23 protein-coding genes are annotated in these 22,041 nt (G+C 53.4%); 6 read left to right on the plus strand and 17 right to left on the minus strand.

Features of this window, described 5'->3' with window-relative positions; all coding sequences use genetic code 11:
- Positions 1-87 precede the first annotated feature (87 nt).
- From ACFQO0_RS10770 to ACFQO0_RS10810, 9 genes are all read right to left on the minus strand, one after another.
- Positions 88-678, minus strand: coding sequence for a helix-turn-helix domain-containing protein (locus ACFQO0_RS10770; RefSeq protein WP_382234473.1), 591 nt, complete (start codon positions 676-678; stop codon positions 88-90).
- A gap of 46 nt (positions 679-724) precedes the next feature.
- Positions 725-2,017 (minus strand): M20 family metallo-hydrolase, encoded by a 1,293-nt coding sequence (locus ACFQO0_RS10775; protein WP_382234475.1) that lies wholly within the window; start codon positions 2,015-2,017, stop codon positions 725-727.
- A gap of 13 nt (positions 2,018-2,030) precedes the next feature.
- Entirely contained in the window at positions 2,031-3,329 is a 1,299-nt protein-coding gene (locus tag ACFQO0_RS10780) for an amidase (RefSeq protein ID WP_382234477.1), read from the minus strand.
- 14 nt (positions 3,330-3,343) lie between these two features.
- Positions 3,344-4,051 carry an ABC transporter ATP-binding protein gene (locus tag ACFQO0_RS10785; protein ID WP_382234479.1) on the minus strand — a complete coding sequence of 236 codons (708 nt, stop codon included), beginning with the start codon at positions 4,049-4,051 and terminating at the stop codon, positions 3,344-3,346.
- Positions 4,048-4,869, minus strand: coding sequence for an ABC transporter ATP-binding protein (locus tag ACFQO0_RS10790; protein WP_382234480.1), 822 nt, complete (start codon positions 4,867-4,869; stop codon positions 4,048-4,050). Before ACFQO0_RS10790 ends, ACFQO0_RS10785 begins: the two co-directional genes overlap by 4 nt.
- Positions 4,866-6,032, minus strand: coding sequence for a branched-chain amino acid ABC transporter permease (locus ACFQO0_RS10795; protein ID WP_382234482.1), 1,167 nt, complete (start codon positions 6,030-6,032; stop codon positions 4,866-4,868). The genes ACFQO0_RS10790 and ACFQO0_RS10795 overlap by 4 nt, the downstream gene beginning before the upstream one ends.
- A 1-nt stretch (position 6,033) precedes the next feature.
- Entirely contained in the window at positions 6,034-6,963 is a 930-nt protein-coding gene (locus ACFQO0_RS10800; RefSeq protein ID WP_382234484.1) for a branched-chain amino acid ABC transporter permease, read from the minus strand.
- Between the two features lie 87 nt (positions 6,964-7,050).
- Positions 7,051-8,178 carry a branched-chain amino acid ABC transporter substrate-binding protein gene (locus ACFQO0_RS10805; RefSeq protein WP_382235077.1) on the minus strand — a complete coding sequence of 376 codons (1,128 nt, stop codon included), beginning with the start codon at positions 8,176-8,178 and terminating at the stop codon, positions 7,051-7,053.
- A gap of 468 nt (positions 8,179-8,646) precedes the next feature.
- The gene (locus ACFQO0_RS10810) at positions 8,647-8,955 is read right to left on the minus strand and encodes a c-type cytochrome (RefSeq protein WP_382234486.1); all 309 of its coding nucleotides are present in this window, start codon (positions 8,953-8,955) and stop codon (positions 8,647-8,649) included.
- A gap of 157 nt (positions 8,956-9,112) precedes the next feature.
- On the opposite strand from ACFQO0_RS10810, the gene ACFQO0_RS10815 reads away from it, so the two are divergent.
- Entirely contained in the window at positions 9,113-9,328 is a 216-nt protein-coding gene (locus tag ACFQO0_RS10815) for a TIGR04438 family Trp-rich protein (RefSeq protein ID WP_382234488.1), read from the plus strand.
- Positions 9,329-9,355: 27 nt separating this feature from the next.
- Here ACFQO0_RS10815 and ACFQO0_RS10820 read toward each other — a convergent pair whose 3' ends face one another.
- On the minus strand, positions 9,356-9,664 hold the full coding sequence (locus ACFQO0_RS10820; protein WP_382234490.1) for a hypothetical protein: 309 nt from the start codon (positions 9,662-9,664) through the stop codon (positions 9,356-9,358).
- 68 nt (positions 9,665-9,732) lie between these two features.
- On the opposite strand from ACFQO0_RS10820, the gene ACFQO0_RS10825 reads away from it, so the two are divergent.
- Both ACFQO0_RS10825 and bluB read left to right on the plus strand, forming a co-directional pair.
- On the plus strand, positions 9,733-10,101 hold the full coding sequence (locus ACFQO0_RS10825) for a glyoxalase superfamily protein (protein ID WP_382234492.1): 369 nt from the start codon (positions 9,733-9,735) through the stop codon (positions 10,099-10,101).
- A gap of 101 nt (positions 10,102-10,202) precedes the next feature.
- The gene (gene bluB, locus ACFQO0_RS10830) at positions 10,203-10,850 is read left to right on the plus strand and encodes a 5,6-dimethylbenzimidazole synthase (RefSeq protein WP_382234494.1); all 648 of its coding nucleotides are present in this window, start codon (positions 10,203-10,205) and stop codon (positions 10,848-10,850) included.
- 87 nt (positions 10,851-10,937) lie between these two features.
- Here the strand turns inward: bluB and ACFQO0_RS10835 are convergent, their stop codons facing one another.
- The 3 genes from ACFQO0_RS10835 to ilvD form a co-directional block, all read right to left on the minus strand.
- Positions 10,938-11,234, minus strand: coding sequence for a hypothetical protein (locus ACFQO0_RS10835; RefSeq protein WP_382234496.1), 297 nt, complete (start codon positions 11,232-11,234; stop codon positions 10,938-10,940).
- A 126-nt stretch (positions 11,235-11,360) separates the two neighbouring features.
- The gene (locus ACFQO0_RS10840; protein WP_382234498.1) at positions 11,361-11,936 is read right to left on the minus strand and encodes a Spy/CpxP family protein refolding chaperone; all 576 of its coding nucleotides are present in this window, start codon (positions 11,934-11,936) and stop codon (positions 11,361-11,363) included.
- Between the two features lie 422 nt (positions 11,937-12,358).
- Positions 12,359-14,032, minus strand: coding sequence for a dihydroxy-acid dehydratase (ilvD, locus tag ACFQO0_RS10845; protein WP_382234500.1), 1,674 nt, complete (start codon positions 14,030-14,032; stop codon positions 12,359-12,361).
- 267 nt (positions 14,033-14,299) lie between these two features.
- On the opposite strand from ilvD, the gene ACFQO0_RS10850 reads away from it, so the two are divergent.
- From ACFQO0_RS10850 to ACFQO0_RS10860, 3 genes are all read left to right on the plus strand, one after another.
- Positions 14,300-15,193, plus strand: coding sequence for a LysR family transcriptional regulator (locus tag ACFQO0_RS10850; protein WP_382234502.1), 894 nt, complete (start codon positions 14,300-14,302; stop codon positions 15,191-15,193).
- A 3-nt stretch (positions 15,194-15,196) separates the two neighbouring features.
- Positions 15,197-16,018: a prolipoprotein diacylglyceryl transferase gene (gene lgt, locus ACFQO0_RS10855; RefSeq protein WP_382234504.1), complete on the plus strand. Its 822-nt coding sequence runs from the start codon at positions 15,197-15,199 to the stop codon at positions 16,016-16,018.
- 85 nt (positions 16,019-16,103) lie between these two features.
- Positions 16,104-16,727 (plus strand): phosphatase PAP2 family protein, encoded by a 624-nt coding sequence (locus ACFQO0_RS10860; protein ID WP_382234506.1) that lies wholly within the window; start codon positions 16,104-16,106, stop codon positions 16,725-16,727.
- 16 nt (positions 16,728-16,743) lie between these two features.
- On the opposite strand, the gene ACFQO0_RS10865 is transcribed toward ACFQO0_RS10860, so the two are convergent.
- Genes ACFQO0_RS10865 through ACFQO0_RS10880 form a run of 4 tightly spaced genes read right to left on the minus strand, consistent with a single transcriptional unit; the run spans position 16,744 to position 22,022 of the window.
- Positions 16,744-18,189 carry a lipopolysaccharide biosynthesis protein gene (locus tag ACFQO0_RS10865; protein WP_382234508.1) on the minus strand — a complete coding sequence of 482 codons (1,446 nt, stop codon included), beginning with the start codon at positions 18,187-18,189 and terminating at the stop codon, positions 16,744-16,746.
- Complete coding sequence (locus ACFQO0_RS10870) at positions 18,186-19,427, minus strand: hypothetical protein (RefSeq protein ID WP_382234510.1); 1,242 nt, start codon at positions 19,425-19,427, stop codon at positions 18,186-18,188. Before ACFQO0_RS10870 ends, ACFQO0_RS10865 begins: the two co-directional genes overlap by 4 nt.
- 4 nt (positions 19,428-19,431) lie before the next feature.
- Positions 19,432-20,850: a mannose-1-phosphate guanylyltransferase/mannose-6-phosphate isomerase gene (locus ACFQO0_RS10875; protein WP_382234512.1), complete on the minus strand. Its 1,419-nt coding sequence runs from the start codon at positions 20,848-20,850 to the stop codon at positions 19,432-19,434.
- Positions 20,847-22,022: a sugar phosphate nucleotidyltransferase gene (locus tag ACFQO0_RS10880; RefSeq protein WP_382234514.1), complete on the minus strand. Its 1,176-nt coding sequence runs from the start codon at positions 22,020-22,022 to the stop codon at positions 20,847-20,849. Before ACFQO0_RS10880 ends, ACFQO0_RS10875 begins: the two co-directional genes overlap by 4 nt.
- Positions 22,023-22,041 lie beyond the last annotated feature (19 nt).

The raw sequence follows: 22,041 nt of genomic DNA on the forward strand, positions 1-22,041 counted from the left end.
GCAAAAAGACCTCGCGATTCTAGAATCGCGAGGTCTTTTTATTTTCAGATGAAGTGTTGAATGCGAAGCGAGCTGCAGGCAAGCGCGCTAGAACGTCGCGGGAGAATTAACCCACAGGACCTTGGCGACAACCTCGCCCACATTGCAATAGCCGTGCGGTACATTGCTGGGGAATGTAAATACATCGCCCGGGCCGATGATATAGCGGTCATCCCCCAGACGCAGCTCCAGCATGCCTTCCAGCACATAGCCCACCTCTTCCCCCACATGTTCGATCTGACCATCACTGGCAACACCCGGCAGCACAATGTGTATATTCGCCTGCAGCAAACCGCCGCGCGTGGGCAGCACCAGACGTTCCAGTGAAATACCGCCAGTCTTGATTACAGGTCGTTCGCCGACACGCAGCACCGGCCCGACTGCCGGCATTTCTTCCGACATCAGCGTCGAGATATTCGTGTCCAATGCCATCGCCAGCCTGTGCAGCATCGCCAGTGACGGTGTCGCGGTACCGCGTTCTATCTTCGAGACCAGGCTTTCCGAACATGATGCTTTTTGCGCCAGTTGCAGCAGGGTCAGGCCGGCCACCAGGCGCGTATGACGCAGGCGCACGCCAAGTCCGGATACCGAAGCTTTTTTATCGACGACCTCAGGGCCGGAAACAGGATCGCGTTTCATCTGCAATTTCTCTATTCGTTAAAAACCGTATGGCCCTGGCGGGCTGCTATCGATTGGCCAGCTCAACCACCGTATATGCAAGGGCCTGCACACCCAAGTATAAATCCTCAGGTGAGGTTTCCTCGGCGGCATTGTGACTGATTCCGCCCTTGCTTGGCACAAAAATCATCGCAGTCGGGCAATGCTCGGCCAGATACATGGCGTCATGAAACGCACCTGAGGTCAGCTTTTGCGGATCGCCACGATGCGCCTGGTGACTGGCACGTACGCAAGCGCGCTCGATCAAATTCAGCATATCGACTGGAAAATGCGTAGGCGGACGCGAGAAAAAACAAGCATAGGAAATATTGCCGCGCCATTGATGAGCGCTGGTAATCTTTGTCAAAAATTGCTCAAAACGCTCCAGCACCTGGGCATCGACACAACGCACATCGATCGTGAACTCCACTTTGCCGGGAATCGTATTCACCGAATTCGGACCGACTTGCCAGCGTCCCAGGGTCAGCCGCAAATTGCTGGCCGCTTCTTTGGCAACATAGATATACAACTGCTGTGCGATAGCAACAGCTGCCATCATCGCGTCGCTGCGCTCATCCATCGGCGTGGTGCCCGCATGCGCCGCCATGCCTATGCATTCGACCTTGTACCAGCGCACGCTCTGGATGCCAGTCACCACGCCGAGCGCGGCATGCGCGCGTTCCAGCACCGGGCCTTGTTCTATGTGCAGTTCCACGCAGGATGCTATCGGCAACGCAAGCGATCTGCGTGTCACATCAGCAGATGCCAGCAATGCTGCATCGACCGCGTCACCAAATGTGATGTTGTCGCCATCGCGTACTTCACGATACGCCGGCAAACGCGATGGATCGACAAAAGCGCTGGAACCCATCGCGCCGGGGCCGAAACGACTGCCCTCTTCATTCGTCCAGGCCACTACTTCGATTGCACGGCGGGTGGCAATACCCGCATCATTCAAGGCGGCAATCACTTCCAGTCCGGCCAGCACACCATACGCACCATCCAGCTTGCCACCCACCGGTTGGGTATCAGCATGACTACCTGTCAGCACTGGCGGCAAGTCCGTCGTGCCGGGACGGCGGAAAAACAAATTGGCACAATCATCGGTGGCTACTTCGCAACCTAAGGCGCGTGCGGTATCGATGAGATGACGACGCGCCTCCAGATCAATTTGCGTCAAAGTTTCTCGCGCCACGCCACCATCATCACGGCCACCGAAAGCTGCCAGCGCCGCGATTGCATTTTGCAAGCGCTCGTTATTGATACTGTCTTGCGCCTTCTCAGCGGGAGAAATGGATGCACCGTGTATTGGTTGATTCATCGTGATGTCCTGTTCAGTTGGTCGAAGCGAAAACGCGTTCGAGTAAATTTGCGGCCGACAGTGTGCGAGCATCGCCCCAGCGCGGGCCGGTCAAGGTCACACCCAGTGGCAAGCCGCCCGGACCGTTTCCAAGGGGGACGTGTACGCATGGATTGCCGAGCAGCGACCACATACGATTGAAAATTGGATCGCCGGTAGCAGCAAGCCCGGTTGGCGCTTCGCCTTCGGTACTTGGAGAAAGCAGAATGTCTACCTTGTCGAATACACCGCTTACCATCTGACGCGATGCAGCCGCCAATGCCTGCGCCGCGACATACGCGGTGCCATCGATGGCTTTACCTGCTTGCAGCAACGCAGCAAATGCATCGCTGAATCCTTCAGGATGCGTACGCGCTTCGGGTGCAAAGGCGGCAGCAGCCTCATAACCCATGATGCGAATCTGCGCATCGGTCAGGCCGCCGCAAGGCGCAGGTAAATCGACGTCGCTGATGATTGCACCGGCTTGCTCCAGCAAGCGTGCCGCTTGTGCAAGCACGGCGCGTGTGCCGTCACCTGCGCGATCCCAATGCGGTGTACGGCAAATACCGATGCGCAATTTTGAAGGTGCCACATCCGAATTCAAATCATCTGATAAAGGTAGCCGCGCCAGTGCACCGATGAAAAAAGCAGCATCGCCAACACTGCGCGTCAACACACCCACCGTGTCCAGACTGGGCGATAGTGATTTGATGCCGGCCAGCGACAAGGTGCCGAAAGTCGGTTTGTAACCGACCACGCCGCAATACGCTGCAGGGCGAACAATCGATCCTGCTGTTTGCGTGGCGAACGCCGCAGGCACCATGCCGCAGGCGACTGCCGCAGCTGAACCGCTAGATGAACCGCCGGGCGTATGATCTGCAGCCGCGCGCGGATTGCGCGTGGGCCCGGGCCGGAACGTAGCAAACTCGGTAGTCACGGTTTTACCCATGACGATGGCACCTGCCGTACGTATAGCGGCAACACACGCTGCATCCACCAGGGGCCGATGATTTTCGTATATCGGCGAACCGTAGGTCGTCGGCATATCTGCCGTATCCATCAAATCCTTGACGCCTACAGGCAAGCCAAACAGCAAACCCTCATGTACGCGGGCATCCAGTTGACGCGCCTGTGCTATGACTTGCCCAGCATCGAAATACTGCCAAGCGTGCACCGAAGATTCCAATTCCTGGATGCGTGCGATGCCGGCACGTGCGACTGTTTCGACGGATATCTCACGGCGTGCAATACATGCGGCCAATTCTTTCAGGGACGAGTGGGCGTAATCTTTCAATGCGCTTCCCCTGTTCAACCGAAGTAAGCAGAACGCACATCGTCGTTGCTGGCCAATGCTTCGGCCGTGCCTTCTGCAACCACGCGCCCCTGCGACAGCACATAACCGTAATGCGATATCGCCAATGTCTGGCGCGCATTCTGTTCGACCAGCAAGACGGTGATACCGAGCGCGTTGATGTTGCGTATCACATTGAAGTTCTCTTTGACATAGAGCGGAGACAGCCCCAGCGACGGCTCATCAATGACCAGCAATTTTGGCTCTGCCATCAGGCCACGTCCGATCGACACCATCGCCTGCTCGCCACCCGACATGGTGCCAGCCAGTTGTGCTGCACGTTCTTTGAGGCGGGGGAAAATTTCATACACACGCGCCAAACGATCGCGAACTACCGAACTATCTTTGACAAGGAAGGCGCCAAGCGCCAGATTTTCCGCCACACTCATGCGTGGAAAGACCTTACGGCCTTCGGGTATGCACGAGATGCCGCTGGCGATGATGGCATGGGTCTTTTCACCTGCAAGATTTTTCCCATCCCAAAGAATTTCTCCCTGCCGAGGTGGCGTCAGTCCCAGTATCGAACGGATCAGCGTACTCTTGCCGGCGCCGTTGGCTCCGAGTATGCATGTGATTTTTCCGGGCACGACTTCGATAGAAACATCGTGCAGTACATTCACCTTGTCATAGCCGGTGGTGAGTCCCTTGACGGTCAGGCTGCTCATTCAGCTTCTCCCAGATAGGCGGTTTGCACATTTGGATCGGCCGTAATTTCCGCATACGTTCCTTCGGCAATTTTCTTGCCGTAATTCAGTACTATGCAGCGATCAGTAATCCGCTCGATCACATTCATTTCATGTTCGATCAGCACAATGGATAGATTTTCCAGTTTGCCGCGCACTTGCAGGATGTCATCCATCAGTGCCTCAGTTTCATCATGCGTCATGCCGGCAGAAGGCTCATCCAGTAACAGCAAACGCGGCCGACTCAGCAAGGCCCGGCACACTTCAATCCGACGTCTATCGATCATGGTGAAGGTTTCTACCGGCTCGAACATGCGTGCAACCAGCGGCGGGCTGAAGATGTTGAGCAGGGCTTCGACCTTGGCGACATAGCTATCGTATTCAGCGCGGAAAGCTTTGCGTTGAAACAGGTTAAACAACAAGCCCTGATTCATGTGCTGATAGTCGCCGATGACGATATTGTCGAATACGGTCAGCGGCAAAGACAAACGCGAACGCTGAAAAGTACGCGCCACGCCGCTACGATATATTTCCTGCGGTGTCTGGCCTATCACTTCCGTGTTGTTATAAATGATGGAACCACTGCTGGCTTTGTACAAACCCGTCAAGACATTGAAGAAAGTGGTCTTGCCGGAACCATTGGGCCCGAGCAAGCCAACGACTTCACCGTCACCTATATGCATATTGAGTTTGTCCAGCGCGGTCAAACCACCAAAGCGCATCGTCAAGTCAGTGACTTGAACCAAAGCTTGCGGTGCAGCCAACGCATCAGATACTGCAGACTTAGGTAAGGCGCTCATTGGGCATCCTTTCTGCCGAAGAACAGGCGCGTTTTACGCGGCAATAAACCATCAGGGCGGAACAATAGAATCGCGATCACCAATGCTGCGTACAGCAGGACGCGGTATTCCTGAATGAACTGCAATTTTTCCGGCAGCATCAGGACGATGATCGCAGCCGGTATCAAGCCGACAGGATTGCCTAGACCGCCAAGAATCACGATCGATACCAGCAACAGCGAATCGGAGAAAGTAAAATTATTCGGCGCGACAAAACCGATCATCATGCCGTACACGCTGCCAGCAACGCCTGCAAACAAATTACCCATCGTGAAAGCAATCACTTTCCAGCGGGCGATATGCAAGCCGAAAGTTGCCGCAGCCGTTTCATCGGTACGCACCACATCCATGCTCAAGCCTATCCATGAACGCTCCAGAGCCTTGACCAGCACAAACGCACCGGCGCAGATAATCAGGCTGAGAATGAAGTAAGAGATGTAGAACGAAAATTCAATACCGAACAAAGTGAAATTTTCATTGAAGACATAACCGAACAGCTTCATGCCTGGCACTTGCAAACCCTGCGGTCCGCCCAGCACATCATTCACTTCGATGAAGGTCTTGAACAAGATGCCGAATGCAATCGTTACCAAGGCTGCGTAGTGACCACGCGTGCGCAAGACCGGCAAGATCAGGACTGAGCCTATGATCGCGGCGACCACACCAGAGATCGCGATATTTGCCAGCTGCGGCAAACCTGTATGGGTTGCCAGTACAGCCGTGGTGTAACTACCGATACCGAAGAACGCGGCACCGGCAAAGTTGGCAACACCGGAAAACCCGAATTGCAGCGTCAGCCCCATGCATGCGGTCGAATACAGCAACACCGCGCAGATCATCATCAACACAAAATGATTGTCGTAAAAAGCGGCAACGAGTATCAGCAGACCGATCACGGTCCAGATACGTGCCAGACCAGGGCGATCGGCAGCAGCCAGTTCTATCCGTTGCGTGGTGCCCATTTTCTTTCCGGCCATGACCAGGGCCAGTGCAAAGATGATTAACACGCCAACTGCCAGTTGCGATTCTGCATGCAGGAACAACCACATGTAACCGGTGACGCATAATGCCGCTAATGCCAGGACTAATTTGGCCGAATTATTTTTCAGTTTATTTGCGCTCATATCAAACCCGTTCGCTAGATTTTTCGGCAATCAGCCCGGTTGGCTTCCACGCCATCAATAAAATGACGACGGCAAATGCAAACACATCCTTGTAAGCGCTAGGAATATTCGGTATCAGGGCTGGCAGCATCGCGCTACCAAACACCTGCAGCCCCGCAAACAAGAATCCGCCCAGAATCGCACCGTAGATATTGCCGAGACCACCCAGAATCGCAGCCGAGAATCCGATCACGCCCAGCAGCAAGCCGACATTGAAATTAATCTCGTTGTAGTACAAGCCATTCATCACGCCGGCCAATGCAGCCATGCCTGAACCCAGCGCAAAGGTCAGCAATACGACCGCTTCGAAGTTGATACCCATCAGCCTTGCTGTTTCACCATCCTGGGCCACTGCGCGGATCGCCATGCCAAGTCGTGTACGGGTAATCAGGAAATGCACGCCAGCGATAATCACCAGGCCGCTGATCAACAGGATCACGTTATCCGCGCGCAAGGCGAAGCCACCGAGATCAATCGAACCGGTAGGCAGTAATGAAGGGAAAGGTTTGGAATTCGAGCCATCCGGATAAAACAGACGTACTGACTCGCGCATCACTGTACCCAGCATCAGCGTCGCCAGCAAAGTATTCAGCGGCGGCGCTTTATGCAGAGGCAAAATCAGAAATTTGGCGATCGCTGCACCGAGCAATCCCGTCACGCACACTGCGCTCAAGACCACTGCCAGCAAACGTATCCACGGTGAACCTATATCCAGCATCAACACGCCAGTCGAGGCGGTGAGGCCGGCAAATGCACCCACCATCAAGGTGTCGCCGTGCGAAAATTTGATGACGTCGAGGACGCCGAAAAACAGGGTGAAACCAACGGCGACCATGGCATAAATCATGCCGAGCATCAGTCCGTTGAAAATATATTGGCTGATCACACTCATCGTTATTCCTTTGTTGCTATCAGACTGCAGGCCGGCTTGACGCCGGACCTGCTACTCATGCCTACTTAAGGGAAACTCAAGGGACGTTTACTTGCCAGCCAGCTTGCGCTTGCCACTTGCATAGAGACTGTCTTCCCAGATCACCCATTTGCCGTCTTGCGCCACGTACTTGGTGACCAGCGGCACGATGTTTTGACGATGATCATCGAAGGTCACTTTGCCGATCAGCGTGTCTACATCCTTGGTCTTGTTCAAGACATCGCGTACTTTCTTGCGATCCGGACCGACTTTTTCAACCGCGTCCATGATCAGGTTGGCGGCAGCGTAGGCAAACGGACCATATGCTTCAGGCGGCTCGCTATACTTTTGCAACTGGTACTTGGCGGTAAAGAACAAACCGCCCGGGATTTTTTCCCATGGCGCGCCTTCGATGAACGACAGGGAACCCTCAGCCAGTTTTTCACCTACACCCTGGATATATGCATCCGACTTGATGCCTGAGGTACCTTCAAACTGAGCCTTGATACCCAGCTTTTCCATCTGCGTGCGAATGCGTACGCCCAGCGGTGTCAGCCCGCCGAAATACACAACATCGGGTTTCAGTTCGCGAATCTTTGTCAGTTCGGTGGTGAAATCCTGCTGATCGGCGGTGACGCCAAAAGTAGCCAGCACAGTACCGCCGTCCTTCTTCACGAATTCGGAAAAGTACTTGTTATGGCCTTTGCCATAATCGGTCGTGTCATGAATGATGGCCCACTTCTTGTAGCCTTGCGCCATCATAAATTTGGCAGCAACTTCACTCTGGTTAATCATCGTGCCATTGACGCGATGCACTTCCTTGAAGTCATTCGCGTAAGTGATTTCCGGCAGCACTGCGCCCCACACGACGACCGGCAAACCGAAGCGGTTGTAGACGCCGACGGTACCCATGGCAACTGCCGAACAGAAATGCGTGACGCCGGCAATAATGTTTTTATCCGCAGCGATCTTGGTCGCGACCTGCACCCCGACATTCGGACGACATTCATCATCCTGCGTCACCAGTTCGTAGGTGTACTTCGCTTTGGGATCCGCATTACGCAAACGCACCGCCAAATCCGCGGAATTGCGACCACCCAGACCAATCGAGGAAACGCCGCCGGTAAGCGGGCCTACGAACGCGATCTTCACAACATCTTTGGCAGAAGCCGGCGTGCCAAACAAGCTCATGCCCATGGCGGCACACAGTGCAGCTGTCTTTAATACTGTCTTGGTATTAACCACATTTATCCCCTTTAAGAATGGATGGACGGTAACTATTCAAGTTACTTGAATATTAATATCAGCAAAAATCTCATAATTCAAGTAGCTGGAATAATGTGCAGCAAAATCCGTACCAATCGGAATTCAGGCAATTTTCAGGAAAAGGGGGGACCTGTTGGTGCAATAAGCGCTCGCCGCTCACGCAATCAGGGATGAGGATGGAAGATGGCGTCAAAACAGCGCAGGCACGCACTGCTTCGGAATTATTCAAATGAAATGACGGAACGTATGTAAAACGCCACACACATAGCCGCTCAATAAAAACGATAAAACAGGAAACAGCCGTCTATAGACGAAAAAAAGCGCCCCGAAGAGCGCTCTTTGATTTTGCGTTACTTAGTTTGCGTTAATTAGTTCGCAATACTCAGTTTGCAATACTTATTATTTCAGAGTCAGTATCCATTTAACCAGGGTGTGCGCTTCCGCTTCGCTTACCTGACCATTGGCGGGCATAGGGATCGTGCCCCATGTACCACTACCGCCCTTGATGACCTTTTGCACAAGTTTGTCTTCTGCACCTTTTTGACCAGCATATTTAACACCGACATCCTTGAAAGCCGGGCCAAGCACCTTGTTATTCACCGAGTGGCAAGCCATGCAGTTTTTTGCTTTTGCCAGATCGGCATTTGCCAGCGCAACATTCGATACACCTGCAACCAAAAACAAACCTAACAACAAAGTACGCTTCATGCTTTTCTCCACAAGGTTGATCGAGGCTATTTTACCGCGTTTAACTCCCGCGTAAGCTGCCTGACAATGTTACAACGCGAATGCTACAGCAACGTTGACGACAGCAATTGACCGTTACACATTTTCACAATATGCTGGCCTCGCAAAAGGAGAAGCCATGCCCCTCATTATCATCATCGTACTGCTGTCGGCTTTAAAATATTTTGAAGTCGGCCCGCTCGAAAATCTATCGTGGTGGTGGATAGTCGGCCTGTTTGCAGTCGCCTTTCTCTGGTTCGAATTTTTTGAGCGCATGCTCGGTCGCGACAAGCGGCAAGCACATGAACAACTGGAGAAAGCACGCAAGGAACGTGTTAAAAAGACATTCAAGTAAAGCCGTCTTCTTTCATACAGACGATCTTTATTTTGGTTTTTCGGCAAGACATTGCAAACGTGTTTGATTACCGAATTCAGTTCCTCTTGAATTTGCCAGTGACTTGTCAAAATAAACTGTATGAATTGCATCCTTTTTTTCCTGCAGGGAAATCCCTTTCACACTCCGCATCAGATCCAGCGTTTTTTCAGGTGCCATGCCCTGATCGCGCCATGCTGCAATTGATTTAATCATGGAAGAATAATTAGAACAGTAAGATTGCTGATCCATATTGGCGTTGGCATGCGCCAAGGCAGAGGTGAGGATGAGCACTAAAGATGCGATGATTGTTTTCATAGGTTCCTTGGTTCGGTCAGTCACTATACAGACATCACGCGCCATCCACTTCAACTTGATAAAACTGCATGAAATTATCCGCCGCCATCCCCATCGTTCGCATCTTTTGCGTCGACAAAGCCAAAGAATTCTATCTTGATTTTCTTGGCTTCACGCTGGAATGGGAACATCGATTTGAATCCGATTTTCCTTTGTACGCACAAGTATCACGCTCTGGGTTGACCCTGCACTTGAGCGAGCATCATGGCGATGCAACACCTGGGTCCACTATTTTCGTGGCAGTAGAAGATATCGATGCACTGCATGATGAATTGCATGCGAAGGATTACAAATACGCCAAACCCGATATCGACACTACCGGCTGGGGGCGCGTGCTGCAGGTTACAGATCCGTTCGGGAATCGCCTGCGCTTCTGTGAACTGTCGCAGGAAGAATAGCCTGACTGCAAAAGAACATTGCCCTGGACTACTGTCTTGTCTGCGAAAATGCGGGCGTACTCATGCAACATAAAGAAAACTACAGAGAATTACAGAGATCCATGGATACAAATAAGTTTTCAACCGCAGAAATCGCAGCAGTCTACAAAGCCATACGAGAGCGCCGCGATATGCGTCACTTTGTGTCCGCCCCGCTGGAAGAAGGTCAACTGGAACGTTTCGTACAGGCCGCACATATGGCACCGAGTGTTGGCCTGATGCAGCCATGGCGCTTCATCCGAATCACCGATATGTCATTACGCACCGCCCTTCAGCAACATGTGGAGCAAGAGCGAATCGCCACCGCAGCTGCACTGGGCGAGCGTTCCAGCGAATTCATGCGCTTGAAAGTGGAAGGCATATTGACGTGCGCGGAAGTACTGGTTGTCGGCTTGATTGAAAATCGCGAGAAATATATCTTTGGAAGACGCACCATGCCGGAAATGGATCTGGCTTCAGCAAGTTGCGCCATACAGAATATGTGGCTGGCAGCAAGGGCGGAAGGTATAGGTCTTGGATGGGTATCCCTGTTCGAGCCGAACAAACTGCGCGAACTATGTGGCATGCCCGACGACAGCCAGCCCATTGCCATTCTGTGTTTAGGCCACGTAGGGGATTTTTATCCTGCGCCCATGCTGGAAATAGAAGAGTGGGACAAGAGGAAAGCTCTTGGCGATGTCTTGCGCGAAAACACCTGGGCAGCTGAATAAAAATGAATGCCATCTATTCATCGCTATCCTGATTCAGATTCAGATTCGATCTGAACTGATTCAAAATCGAAGGGCAACGAGTTCCGTTCAGTGATCTACTACGTTACTTTGCTTGTTCGCACTACGCCGGTCCCCTTTTCTTCTGCACACATAGTCACCTCTTCTCTCGTCGTGCACGATTTGAGTGGAGCGGCGCGCCCTGTTCAAGACCTGACCCACATACTGCATATCTGTCTCGATCATGGATATCCTTTTTACCTTTTCCTCAGAAACAGCCAGATCAACTAGCGAACGAAGCGCCTTCATATACAACTGCTTGTTATGAGCTTTCAAGCTGCAGAAGGCAGTTGCCAATTCCAAAATTGCATTATCTGTGCGATTCATGATCGTACCTGCAAGTGATTAAATTAAAAAACGTGACACACACTCATCGGGCGATTTTTAACCTTGCAGCCATCATTCATTTACTTCTATGCAGATGAATGATGGCAATGCCCTGCCTCTCCTCAACTAGCGAACTCCCGCTTCCTGCAATTTTTTAAGTTGCTGTGAGGTCAGTGCACTGTCGGTACGTTTTTGCGCCTCTAGATAATTTTCGAACATTTGCTTCTGCAGATTCCCTTTCATTTCATATGCTTTGCGGGCTGCCTGCTCGTCCAGCTTTCCGTCACGATAAAAATTACCGGATTGAAAATTCTGTTCATGCATTTTTTCCATCAGCGTCCACTGCTTTTGACGAAAGTCCCTTTGAATATTGATGATCTTGTTACGCTGCTCCTCTGTCAGATCCGGAATGTTGTATCCCCAACGGCCAGACCCATATCCTCCCATCATCCCCAAGCCATCGCAGCCCATCTGTCCCGCAGCGCCACCCATCATGCCCGGTCCCATGCCGGGGCCACCTGGATGGGGCGGCATCCCTGCAGGCTGGGACCAAACCGACGCAGTCGACAGCAGACTAGTAACGAAAATTATCCAGGTTCGCTTGTTCATGAATTGAGCTCCATAGGCTGAGAATCCGCTCGCCACAAACAATGTAGCAACAGATAATTTTTGTGATTGAAGTTTGATTTGGTCAAACGACACGATCGATCAACTTGTTTTTTTAACTATATTGTGAAAATTGAAATAAACAAGCTGAGTTTCGTGATGTCGGTTGATCCAGATCATTGCTCTGCAAGCGATGCAGGACTGAAGTCCACCAACGGCGAGGCGAACAAACATTTTTCGGGTTATTTTTAGGCCAGGTGTGGAATACTCGCGCTTGCCGAAGGAGGCACCGTGCAATAAAAAGACTGCACGGCATGCTCTGCACGAAGGGCGAATCAGGTTCATCCATATGCAAAACTCTGTATGCACCGGACAATGCTGCGTCATGGCTGGGCACGGGCAAGCAATCCCATACATGCAGATTTTTGGATAACAGACGTAGGTGAAGAACGTACGCAAAAAAAAGCCGGATAACAATCCGGCTTTTTTATATATTCATATTCAGCTTCTTAATAGCATCAACCGGTAACTGCACCTTTGCTTGCAGTCGATGCCAGCGCTGCATATTTGGCCAACACACCACGTGTATAACGCGGTGCAGGTTGCTTCCAGTTGGCGCGACGACGGGCGATTTCTTCTTCCGGCACGTTCAACTGGATCAAGAGTTTATGCGCATCGATGGTGACCGAATCTCCTTCTTCAACCAGACCGATCAGGCCGCCAACGAATGCTTCCGGCGACACGTGACCAACCACCATACCCCAGGTACCGCCTGAAAAACGGCCGTCGGTAATCAAGCCGACTGATTCACCCAAGCCCTGGCCGACCAGTGCCGAGGTTGGTGCCAGCATTTCCGGCATGCCTGGACCACCTTTTGGTCCGAGGTAACGCAAGACCAGCACATCGCCAGCCTTGATTTTTTCCGCCATGATCGCGTCCATTGCCGAGTATTCGTCATCGAATACGCGTGCCGGTCCGGTGATTACAGGATTTTTCAGGCCGGTGATTTTTGCAACGCAACCTTCAGGCGACAGATTGCCTTTCAGGATCGCCAGGTGACCTTGCGCGTACAAGGCCTTGTCGATGGTGTGGATCACATCCTGGTCTGCACGCGGCACCGATGGAATGTCTGCCAGCGCTTCTGCAACGGTTTTGCCGGTGATCGTCATGCAATCACTATGCAACAAGCCTGCATCCAGCAACACTTTCATCACTTGCGGAATACCGCCTGCCTTATGCAGATCGGTTGCCACGTATTTGCCGGATGGTTTCAGATCGCAGATGACAGGCACTTTTTGACGCATGCGTTCGAAGTCGTCGATGGTCCAGTCGATTTCTGCTGCGTGGGCAATCGCCAGGAAGTGCAACACGGCATTGGTCGAACCGCCGGTTGCCATGATGACGGCCACTGCGTTTTCGATCGCCTTGCGGGTCACGATGTCGCGCGGTTTCAAATCGTTCTTGATGGCCTCTATCAGTACGCGTGCGGATTCTGCAGCGGAGCCGACTTTTTCATCGTCAGGATTGGCCATCGTCGATGAGTATGGCAGGGCCAGACCCAATGCTTCGAACGAAGATGACATGGTGTTCGCCGTGTACATACCGCCGCATGAACCGGACGATGGGCAGGCGTTGCGTTCGATGCCGTCGAAATCTTCTTGCGACATGCGGCCAGCAGTGAATTCACCGACAGCTTCAAATGCGGAAACGATGGTCAGGTCTTTGCCCTTCCAGTTGCCCGGTTTGATGGTGCCGCCGTACACATAAATACTTGGCACGTTGGTGCGCAACATGGCGATCATGCCGCCAGGCATATTCTTGTCGCAGCCGCCAATGACGAGCACGCCATCCATCCACTGGCCGTTGACGGCGGTTTCGATACAGTCGGCAATGACTTCGCGCGAAATCAGCGAATACTTCATACCTTCGGTACCCATCGACATACCGTCGGAAATCGTCGGCGTACCGAACACTTGCGGATTGCCACCAGCATCCTTGACTGTCTTGATTGCGATATCAGCCAGTTTTTGCAAGCCGGAATTACATGGCGTAATCGTAGAGTGACCGTTGGCGATACCGACCATAGGCTTGTCGAAATCGGCCTTTTCGTAACCCATGGCGTAATACATGGAACGGTTAGGACTGCGGGACACGCCTTGCGTGATGTTTTTCGAGCGGCGATTGAATGCCATGATGACTCCAGAAAGATTACAAATCGGTAGTGCGCTGCAATTTATATACAAAGTAAAAGCAAAGATACAGAGGCTGCAACGCTTGCCTGCCCGGTAACAGGGCAAATCCTTGAAAAGAGCGCCTAGATTGCCTTGCGTTAGGCTATGTGTCAAATATATGATTCCATCACGATCAATATGTATAAGATATTGATCAAGGAAATCTGCAAGCGTTCATCGAATCACTGCAGCAACCACTCCATCGATGCTTACAAGCAATGCAGGACCATGAATATAGAGCTCAGACAATTACGCTACTTTGTCACCGTCGCCGAAGAAATGCATTTCGGCCGTGCGGCAATCAGGCTGCACATGACGCAACCGCCATTATCGCAGGCGATCCAGTCGCTGGAAGCCATGCTGGGCGTACAGCTGTTTCGCCGCACCAGCCGCAGCGTGGCGTTGACACCGGCCGGGACGGCATTGTTGCCTGAGGCGCAACGTATCCTGCAACAAACTGCTGCATTGCCCGATTTGATGCGCCGCGCTGCATCTGGCGCATCCGGCCGCTTGTCGCTTGCATTTGTCTCGACTGCGGATTACAGCGTGCTGCCACCTTTTCTGCGCGAATTTCGTGAATCCTATCCCGGCGTCGAAATCGATTTACGCGAAGCAACCACCGATGTGCAGCTGGACGATCTGATGCAGGGTCGAATTGATGTCGGCCTGTTGATCCCGCCTTTACCGGATAAGGCAAAATTGCAACTGGATTATTTGCCGGTCTTGTCGGAACCTTTGATACTCGCTGCACCTAAGGGACTGAAGGCGCTGCGGGGCAAGCAGAGCGTGGCCCTTCAGGCACTGGCTGATTTACCGCTGATTATTTTCCCGCGACGTATTGCTCCCGCCTTCCACGATGCGATTCTGGCTTGCTACCGCGATGCCGGCCTGACGCCGCATATCGGGCAGGAAGCAATCCAGATGCAAACCATCATAGGCTTGGTGTCGGCCGGCATGGGTATCGCGCTTGTGCCACAATCCGTATCGAATTTAAAACGGCCTGGTGTCGACTACAAACCGCTAGCGAATAAAACGCCGCTGGTCGAAACCGGCCTGGCATGGCGACGCGATAATGCGTCGCCGGTGCTGAATGCTTTTCTTGAATTGTTGCGAAAGAAATAGATTATGTGGATACACCCTATGCCTGACCCGGTTGCACTCTCAATCGGCCCCCTTGCGATACGCTGGTACGGTTTGATGTACCTCGCAGCATTCGCACAATTCATCTGGCTGGCACGCGTACGCATCAAGCAGCCACACATTGCCAGCGCTGGCTGGAAGAAGGAAGACATCGACGACATGCTGTTCTATGGCGTGCTCGGCGTGATCATAGGCGGTCGTCTGGGCGAAGTGCTGTTCTACGATCCGGCCTATTATTTCTCGCATCCGCTGGAAATCTTCAAGGTGTGGAAAGGCGGCATGTCCTTCCACGGCGGCTTCCTCGGTGTGCTGTTGGCAATGAGCATCTGGGCTCGCAGACAGGGCCGCAATGTGCTCGACGTATGGGACTTCATCGCGCCCATGGTGCCTCTCGGTTATGCCTTCGGTCGGCTCGGCAATTTCATCAATGCCGAACTGCCGGGCCGCGTCGCAGATGCATCGCTGCCATGGGCCATGATCTGGCCGAATGTCGATAACCTGCCGCGTCATCCATCGCCGCTGTATCAGGCGCTGGTCGATGGCTTGCTGATGTTCATCCTGCTGTGGATTTTCTCGCGCAAACCGCGCCCGCGCATGGCGGTTGGCGGCATGTTCTCCCTACTGTATGGTTCGGCCCGCTTCTTCACCGAATACTTCCGCACGCCGGATTACGAAGTGCATTTCGCCGGCATCACGATTTCTGCCGGACAGATGTTGTCAGTACCATTGATCGCCCTCGGTATCATCATGCTGTTGCTTGCCTATCGAAACCAGCCGGCAAATCAAGCCGGCAAAAAGGCAGCCTGAGGATGCAAGTGAGGACGCAAGCAAGGTTACACACAGACCAGCGCATAGAAACTTCGACACCAGCATGCCGTGATGGGCAGCCAGCATGATTTTTTGGGCTGCCTTTACCAAACTTGCGGATAGCAACTTCACGATGCCGCTGGCTGCCTTGCTGGCAGTCTGGCTCGCTGGTGCACGCGCATGGAAGCCATTTTTGCTATGGTCTTTTTTATTCGGCTCCGGAATCGTGCTGGTCGTCGCGACCAAGATCGCCTATATCGGCTGGGGTACAGGCATACCGGCACTTGATTTCACCGGCATCAGTGGGCACGCGATGCGTGCCACGGCAATTGCACCTGCGTTGATGGCGCTTCTGCTGCAAAAACAGACGCGTCAGATACAGCAAATCGGTTTGTTGGGCGGACTCGCCTTCGGCATCGCAATCGGCATTTCACGCCTGGCGGTACACGTGCATTCGGTCTCGGAAGTTGTCAGTGGCTGTGTATTAGGCGCCATCGTCGGCCTGAGCTTTGCGCATCTGATCCGCAATCGAATCATTCACTTCGATCGCAGGCTATTGCTGATTGGTGTCGTCGCCTTGCTGCCGGTTTTCAGCATGAAGCCGGCACCGACAGACTCATGGATGGAGGAAGTTGCCTATTATCTGTCCGGCAAAGAGCGGCCTGCCAAGACCACGAATCTTGAATCCGTAACAACTGAATACCACTAAGCTGAGAACATCCGGCTTAGCGGCTTTTCAATTCTCCGCTACGCCAGTTCGCCAGCATATCGGGCAGCGCCTTGCGATACATAAGCAAGACCACTGCAGCGTAACTGATCACACCGACTGTCACCGACAGCATCAGAACAGCAAGATTGGACCACGCTGCGCGCGCAATGGCCATCTGCGCTGCTTCCACGCACGTTGCCATCACGAACACGCAAAAGAATGGTGTGAGCAAGGGCTGCAGCTGTCGGCGGAAACTGATGTGTGCATATTTACGCAATAGATAAAGACCCAGTGGATAAGTCACCATCACGCGGCATGACCATGCCGCGATGATATAAATGGCCGATTGATGCGCGGTCAGGAATACGGCGGCAATCGTGCAAGCACTCGCACACACTGCCGGCAGCAGCAAGGCACGCGGATAACCGAGAGCGCGCAAATACGGACTGACAAACACACGCGTAAAACTGATTGCCCACACCAGGCACAGAATCACGATCATCGGAATCGCGTCTGACCATTTATCGCCGAGCAGCAAGGGCACCCACTGCCCTGTCGTCAATGCCAGACCGACAAAGATGGGCGTCGAAACAAACGCCATCACTTCCGTCACCTGCAGGAAGGAACTTTGCAAACGCTCCTTTTCTTTCTGCATAGACGAGAACAATGGCAAGCCGATACGGCCAGCCACGCTGCCGACAATATTCGACAGGGCATCGGTGGCCTTGAATGCAACACTAACAAAGCCCAGCATGCTCAAGCCGTGGATCGCACCGATCAGCAAGCTGAACACGCGCGTCAGGAAAGCCCACAATGCGCCTTCCAGCATCACCGGGAAGCCGAACACGATCAACTGCTTCGCATGTACCCATGAGAAGCGACGCAAGGGTTTGCGCTTGTGACCGCGCCAGAAAATAAGCGTCAACAGAATGTTCTGCACGATGCCTGCAGCGACGATGCTCCAGACACCAAAACCCGCCAGCGCCAGACCGATGGCGACAAAGCAGTAACTCAACTTGCCGGCCACAGTACGGCGCGCGATTGCCTTGGTGCGCAGCTTGCGATCCAGCATTGCCGACGGCAAGAGATTCAAACCGGTAAACAGACAAGCGCTGCCTTCAGCGATCAGGATGGTGCCGACCAAAGGCTGCTGCATGGTATAGATGAAGTACAAGCCAACCAGCAAACAAAATACAAAGCCGGACAAACCGAGCAGGATGGACATCCAGAATGCGCTATCGATGTGCAGCATGTCTATCGGGCGGCGTTGTATCAGCGCTTCGTTAATTCCGAGGCCGATCACCAGCTGCGTCAGGACGACGATGGATTGTGCAAACGCGACGCTACCGAAGTCGGTGGGCGTCAGTACGCGTGTCATGATGGCAAGCGTCAAAAAGCCGAGCAGGCCGACGCCGACGCTATCGACGATAGCCCACGGCACCACGCGCCGCATATTTTTCATCGCGACACCAGTTGGCGTTTTATTTTTCCCAGTGCTCTTCTGGTCGCACCGAAGATGGAGAACTTATTGGATAACTTAATCAGGAAGCGATTCTTGCGTATCGTCAGCTTCAATGCGCGTACCCAGGGATCCGATATCTTGCGCTTTTCGGCTATCTGCACGATCTCGTCCAGCAACACCAGTTGCGCATGATTGCCGGCACGCAATGCGCGTATCTGCGCATCAGTGGGACGACCGGCCAGCGATTCCGGCAACGCGGCGCCGACTGCCATGAAGTTGAGTTTGGTGCGCAGGCATTTTTCGCAACGGCCGCAATTTCGTCCTGTCAGCGGCCCTTCCCAACAAACGCGCAGATTGCGCAAGCCGGTTTCCCAGTCGAGGATGCGTTCGGCTTTTTCAGTACGGGCAAATTCACCGCCGTCATACACAATCTGAAAATCGTGGCTGGACAACATCGCGTAGGTGATCGGATTGCCACCCCACGGCAACACCAACCGCGTGTAATCTTCGTCGGAGCCGACCAGGCCCGCATGGGCGCTGCCCTGCCAGTTGCGTAGACACGTGGCCACGCCGTTGCCGAATTCCATTTCCCAGTTGACGCATGCGACGTCGCGCCAGTTGGTCTTCAAGGTCACCATCGGTACATTGATCGATTGCAGCGAATCCGCCGCAGAGGCGGTCGTGATCGCAAACGCCGCATCGGCATTCAGTGCAATATCGAAACCCTGGATCAACACGCCGGCAAGCAAATGATAACTGCGACGTCCAGCGCGTCCCGTCACATGCCGCCAAGCGGTAAACGACGCATCCAATCCGCCGGAAAAGGCTGCGACCGCTTGCCGTGTTTGCGGCAAGCGGATTGCATCATCGGGCAATTCGCGCGCAGCACTGACATGGATAGGGCGATACAAGTCAGGCCGCCACGCAACCCAGCACGCAATCAGGTCTTCCAGATTTCTCAATAGCGAGAAAGTCACCGGGCCATCGATATGCATATCCTGGCCGCGATGCATGGCGACAAATACCAGGGCAGTCGCCGCCATATCGTGCGCCACCAGCAGGGGCGGCAGGCTTTCATTTGCACCCGCCAGCTCCCACCACACCTGCTGATCGCCGAATGTCGCAATGCGCGTGACGCGACCGTCCATGCGTTGCTCATGTAATTGAACGATCAATTTGTCTTCTGCGGAATTTTTGTCATACGTGACAAAGGGATTGTCTTTAAGATCCATCATCATTCCCTCATGCCCTTTGATACACATCGTCGAACCGCACGATGTCATCTTCGCCAAGGTAGGCGCCCGATTGCACTTCGATCAGATGGAGCGGCATCTTGCCGGGATTTTCCAGTCTGTGCGTCATGCCTATCGGGATGTAAATGGATTCGTTTTCAGTCAGCAGCTTGACCGTCTCGCCGCATGTGATGCGAGCGGTGCCGGTCACGACGACCCAGTGTTCGGCGCGATGGTGATGCATCTGCAGTGAGAGCTTTTCGCCGGGATCGACAGTGATGCGCTTGACTTGAAAGCGTTCGCCGGAATCGATGGGCTCATACGAACCCCAAGGCCGGTACACCCGTGTGTGATTCAAATGTTCGCAGCGTTTTTTCTGCTTTAAAAAATCGACCACATTCTTGACGCGCTGCACCTGATCCTTGTTGACGATCAGAACCGCATCCTTGGTCTCGACCACGACGATATTTTCCATTCCTATCACCGCGACAAAACGACTCTCGGCGCGTATCAACGAGTTGTGTACATTGTCGGTATAGACATCGCCCTGCAATACATTTTCTTCCGCATTGCCATCCTGCATTTCGGACAGCGCCGACCACGAACCAACATCGCTCCAGCCTATGTCGACCGGAATCACGATCGCATGGCGGGTGTGTTCCATCACAGCAAAATCTATCGATTGCGCAGGACACGCTGCATACGCTGCTTCATTCAAACGGCAAAAAGACAGATCACCATACGCATCGTCGACGGCGGCCTTGCTGCATGCTGCCATTTCCGGCTGCAGACGCTCAAGCTCAGCCAGATAGGTATCGGCGCGGAACAGGAACATGCCGCTATTCCATGAATAGCGTTCGTCAGCGATAAAGCGCTCTGCGGTTTCACGATCAGGCTTCTCAACAAACTGCTCTACCGCAAAACTGCGGCAGGATCCGTCAATCGCCGCACCGCGACGTATATAGCCGTATCCGGTTTCTGCACTGGTGGGAACAATACCGAAGGTTGCCAATGAATCGGGGCCAAGCGCGTTGGCTGCGCGCAGCACAGCATGATGAAATGCATCCGTATCCAGAATCAGGTGATCGGCCGGCAGCACCAGCATCAAGGCATCGGGATCGCGTGCGCGCAGATAATGCGCGGCTACCGCAACCGCCGGCGCCGTATTGCGGCCTTCTGCTTCCAGCAAGATCGCGGTCGGCGTGACGTCGATCTGCCGCAATTGTTCTGCCACCAGAAAGCGATGGTCATTGCCGCACACAATCAGCGGTGCGGCGATCTCTTCCCAGTCTGCGACCCGCAAGACGGTCTCCTGCAACATCGTGTGTTCGGTAATCAAGGGGAGCAACTGCTTGGGCAAGGCCGCGCGCGACAACGGCCACAGACGACTGCCCGAACCGCCAGACAGAATGACGGGATAAATCTTCACGCGGCATCCTCTAACTTGCGCACCGGGATGTCCGGCACCGCTGTCGAAGCAGCAGGACGCGTCTTGCTGCGACGATCACGGGCGTCGCGCCAGTAATCTGCCACGCAATCGGAGACATGGCGCATCTTGCCTTCGCGGCTGACGCAGTAATCGGTACAGACCACCAGCTCAGACATGCTGGAATGCGGCGATACCCGTGTGTATTCAAACAGGATGCTGCCCTCCACTCTGGAGCCGCTGCATATCTGGCTGCCGTGACCTATCCAGGTCGGCCCTATGATGGTGCTGCCGGCTTCTATCGTACTGCCGGAACCGATATAAACCGGCCCTTCTATCGTCGTGCCGTCCCAGTCGATGTGCGTGTTCAATCCCACCCACACGCCTTCCCTGATCTGTGTGCCCGGCATCGTCATGTGCGCCATCTCGCCCAGCATCACGCTTTGCGACACAGCCCAGTAATCCTTGACGTTGCCGATATCGATCCAGTTGAAGAAGCGCTTTTGTGCAAAGAAAGGCACGCCCTTCTCTACCAATAGCGGGAACAACTGCGAACCGATATCGAACTCCACCCCGGACGGAATCAGATCCAGCACTTCCGGCTCGAAGATATAAATGCCGGTACTGGCGAGATTGGATAGCGCTTCTTCTGGCGCGGGTTTTTCCTGGAAGGACAGCACGCGACCTTCTTCATCGGTAACCACCATGCCGTAATCAACGGTTTTTTCAGGCGCGACTTCTTTCGTGATGATGCTGACCATCGCGCCTTTTTGTCTGTGTTCAAACAATGCGGATTTGATATCCAGATCGATCAGCGCATCGCCGCAAATGACGAGCGTGGTTTCATCGAAGAAACCACCGAATTCCTGAATCTTTTTCAAGCCGCCGGCAGAACCGATAGGCTTGGGCATGACTTTTCCATCATCGGTCATGTAACCTTCAAACGAATAGCCGATCTGCGCACCAAAGCGCTGGCCTTCGCCGAAGTAGTCTTCTATCTTTTGATGCAGATAACTGACATTCACCATGATTTCCGTGATGCCGTACTTGACCAGATGCTCGACCAGATATTCCATCACTGGTTTGCCGAGGATGGGAATCATCGGCTTCGGCAATTCATAAGTGAGTGGCTGGACGCGCGTACCCTTGCCTGCTGCAAGTATCATTGCTTTCATGTTTTTCCCTGAATTATTC

This window comes from Herminiimonas aquatilis, assembly GCF_042665175.1.
In the GTDB taxonomy this organism is placed as follows: domain Bacteria; phylum Pseudomonadota; class Gammaproteobacteria; order Burkholderiales; family Burkholderiaceae_D; genus Oxalicibacterium; species Oxalicibacterium aquatilis.

What these genes read in the sequence shown, in the direction of transcription:
- ACFQO0_RS10810 (WP_382234486.1), bottom strand. Translation starts at nt 8,955, where the DNA reads ATGAAGCGTACTTTGTTGTTAGGTTTGTTTTTGGTTGCAGGTGTATCG.
- ACFQO0_RS10820 (WP_382234490.1), bottom strand. Translation starts at nt 9,664, where the DNA reads ATGAAAACAATCATCGCATCTTTAGTGCTCATCCTCACCTCTGCCTTG.
- ACFQO0_RS10865 (WP_382234508.1), bottom strand. Translation starts at nt 18,189, where the DNA reads ATGAAAAATATGCGGCGCGTGGTGCCGTGGGCTATCGTCGATAGCGTC.
- ACFQO0_RS10815 (WP_382234488.1), top strand. Translation starts at nt 9,113, where the DNA reads ATGCCCCTCATTATCATCATCGTACTGCTGTCGGCTTTAAAATATTTT.
- ACFQO0_RS10790 (WP_382234480.1), bottom strand. Translation starts at nt 4,869, where the DNA reads ATGAGCGCCTTACCTAAGTCTGCAGTATCTGATGCGTTGGCTGCACCG.
- ACFQO0_RS10800 (WP_382234484.1), bottom strand. Translation starts at nt 6,963, where the DNA reads ATGAGTGTGATCAGCCAATATATTTTCAACGGACTGATGCTCGGCATG.
- ACFQO0_RS10835 (WP_382234496.1), bottom strand. Translation starts at nt 11,234, where the DNA reads ATGAATCGCACAGATAATGCAATTTTGGAATTGGCAACTGCCTTCTGC.
- ACFQO0_RS10805 (WP_382235077.1), bottom strand. Translation starts at nt 8,178, where the DNA reads ATGGGCATGAGCTTGTTTGGCACGCCGGCTTCTGCCAAAGATGTTGTG.
- ACFQO0_RS10880 (WP_382234514.1), bottom strand. Translation starts at nt 22,022, where the DNA reads ATGAAAGCAATGATACTTGCAGCAGGCAAGGGTACGCGCGTCCAGCCA.
- ACFQO0_RS10775 (WP_382234475.1), bottom strand. Translation starts at nt 2,017, where the DNA reads ATGAATCAACCAATACACGGTGCATCCATTTCTCCCGCTGAGAAGGCG.
- ACFQO0_RS10785 (WP_382234479.1), bottom strand. Translation starts at nt 4,051, where the DNA reads ATGAGCAGCCTGACCGTCAAGGGACTCACCACCGGCTATGACAAGGTG.
- ACFQO0_RS10825 (WP_382234492.1), top strand. Translation starts at nt 9,733, where the DNA reads ATGAAATTATCCGCCGCCATCCCCATCGTTCGCATCTTTTGCGTCGAC.
- ACFQO0_RS10770 (WP_382234473.1), bottom strand. Translation starts at nt 678, where the DNA reads ATGAAACGCGATCCTGTTTCCGGCCCTGAGGTCGTCGATAAAAAAGCT.
- ACFQO0_RS10870 (WP_382234510.1), bottom strand. Translation starts at nt 19,427, where the DNA reads ATGATGATGGATCTTAAAGACAATCCCTTTGTCACGTATGACAAAAAT.
- bluB (WP_382234494.1), top strand. Translation starts at nt 10,203, where the DNA reads ATGGATACAAATAAGTTTTCAACCGCAGAAATCGCAGCAGTCTACAAA.
- ACFQO0_RS10795 (WP_382234482.1), bottom strand. Translation starts at nt 6,032, where the DNA reads ATGAGCGCAAATAAACTGAAAAATAATTCGGCCAAATTAGTCCTGGCA.
- ACFQO0_RS10860 (WP_382234506.1), top strand. Translation starts at nt 16,104, where the DNA reads ATGATTTTTTGGGCTGCCTTTACCAAACTTGCGGATAGCAACTTCACG.
- ACFQO0_RS10850 (WP_382234502.1), top strand. Translation starts at nt 14,300, where the DNA reads ATGAATATAGAGCTCAGACAATTACGCTACTTTGTCACCGTCGCCGAA.
- ilvD (WP_382234500.1), bottom strand. Translation starts at nt 14,032, where the DNA reads ATGGCATTCAATCGCCGCTCGAAAAACATCACGCAAGGCGTGTCCCGC.
- lgt (WP_382234504.1), top strand. Translation starts at nt 15,197, where the DNA reads ATGTGGATACACCCTATGCCTGACCCGGTTGCACTCTCAATCGGCCCC.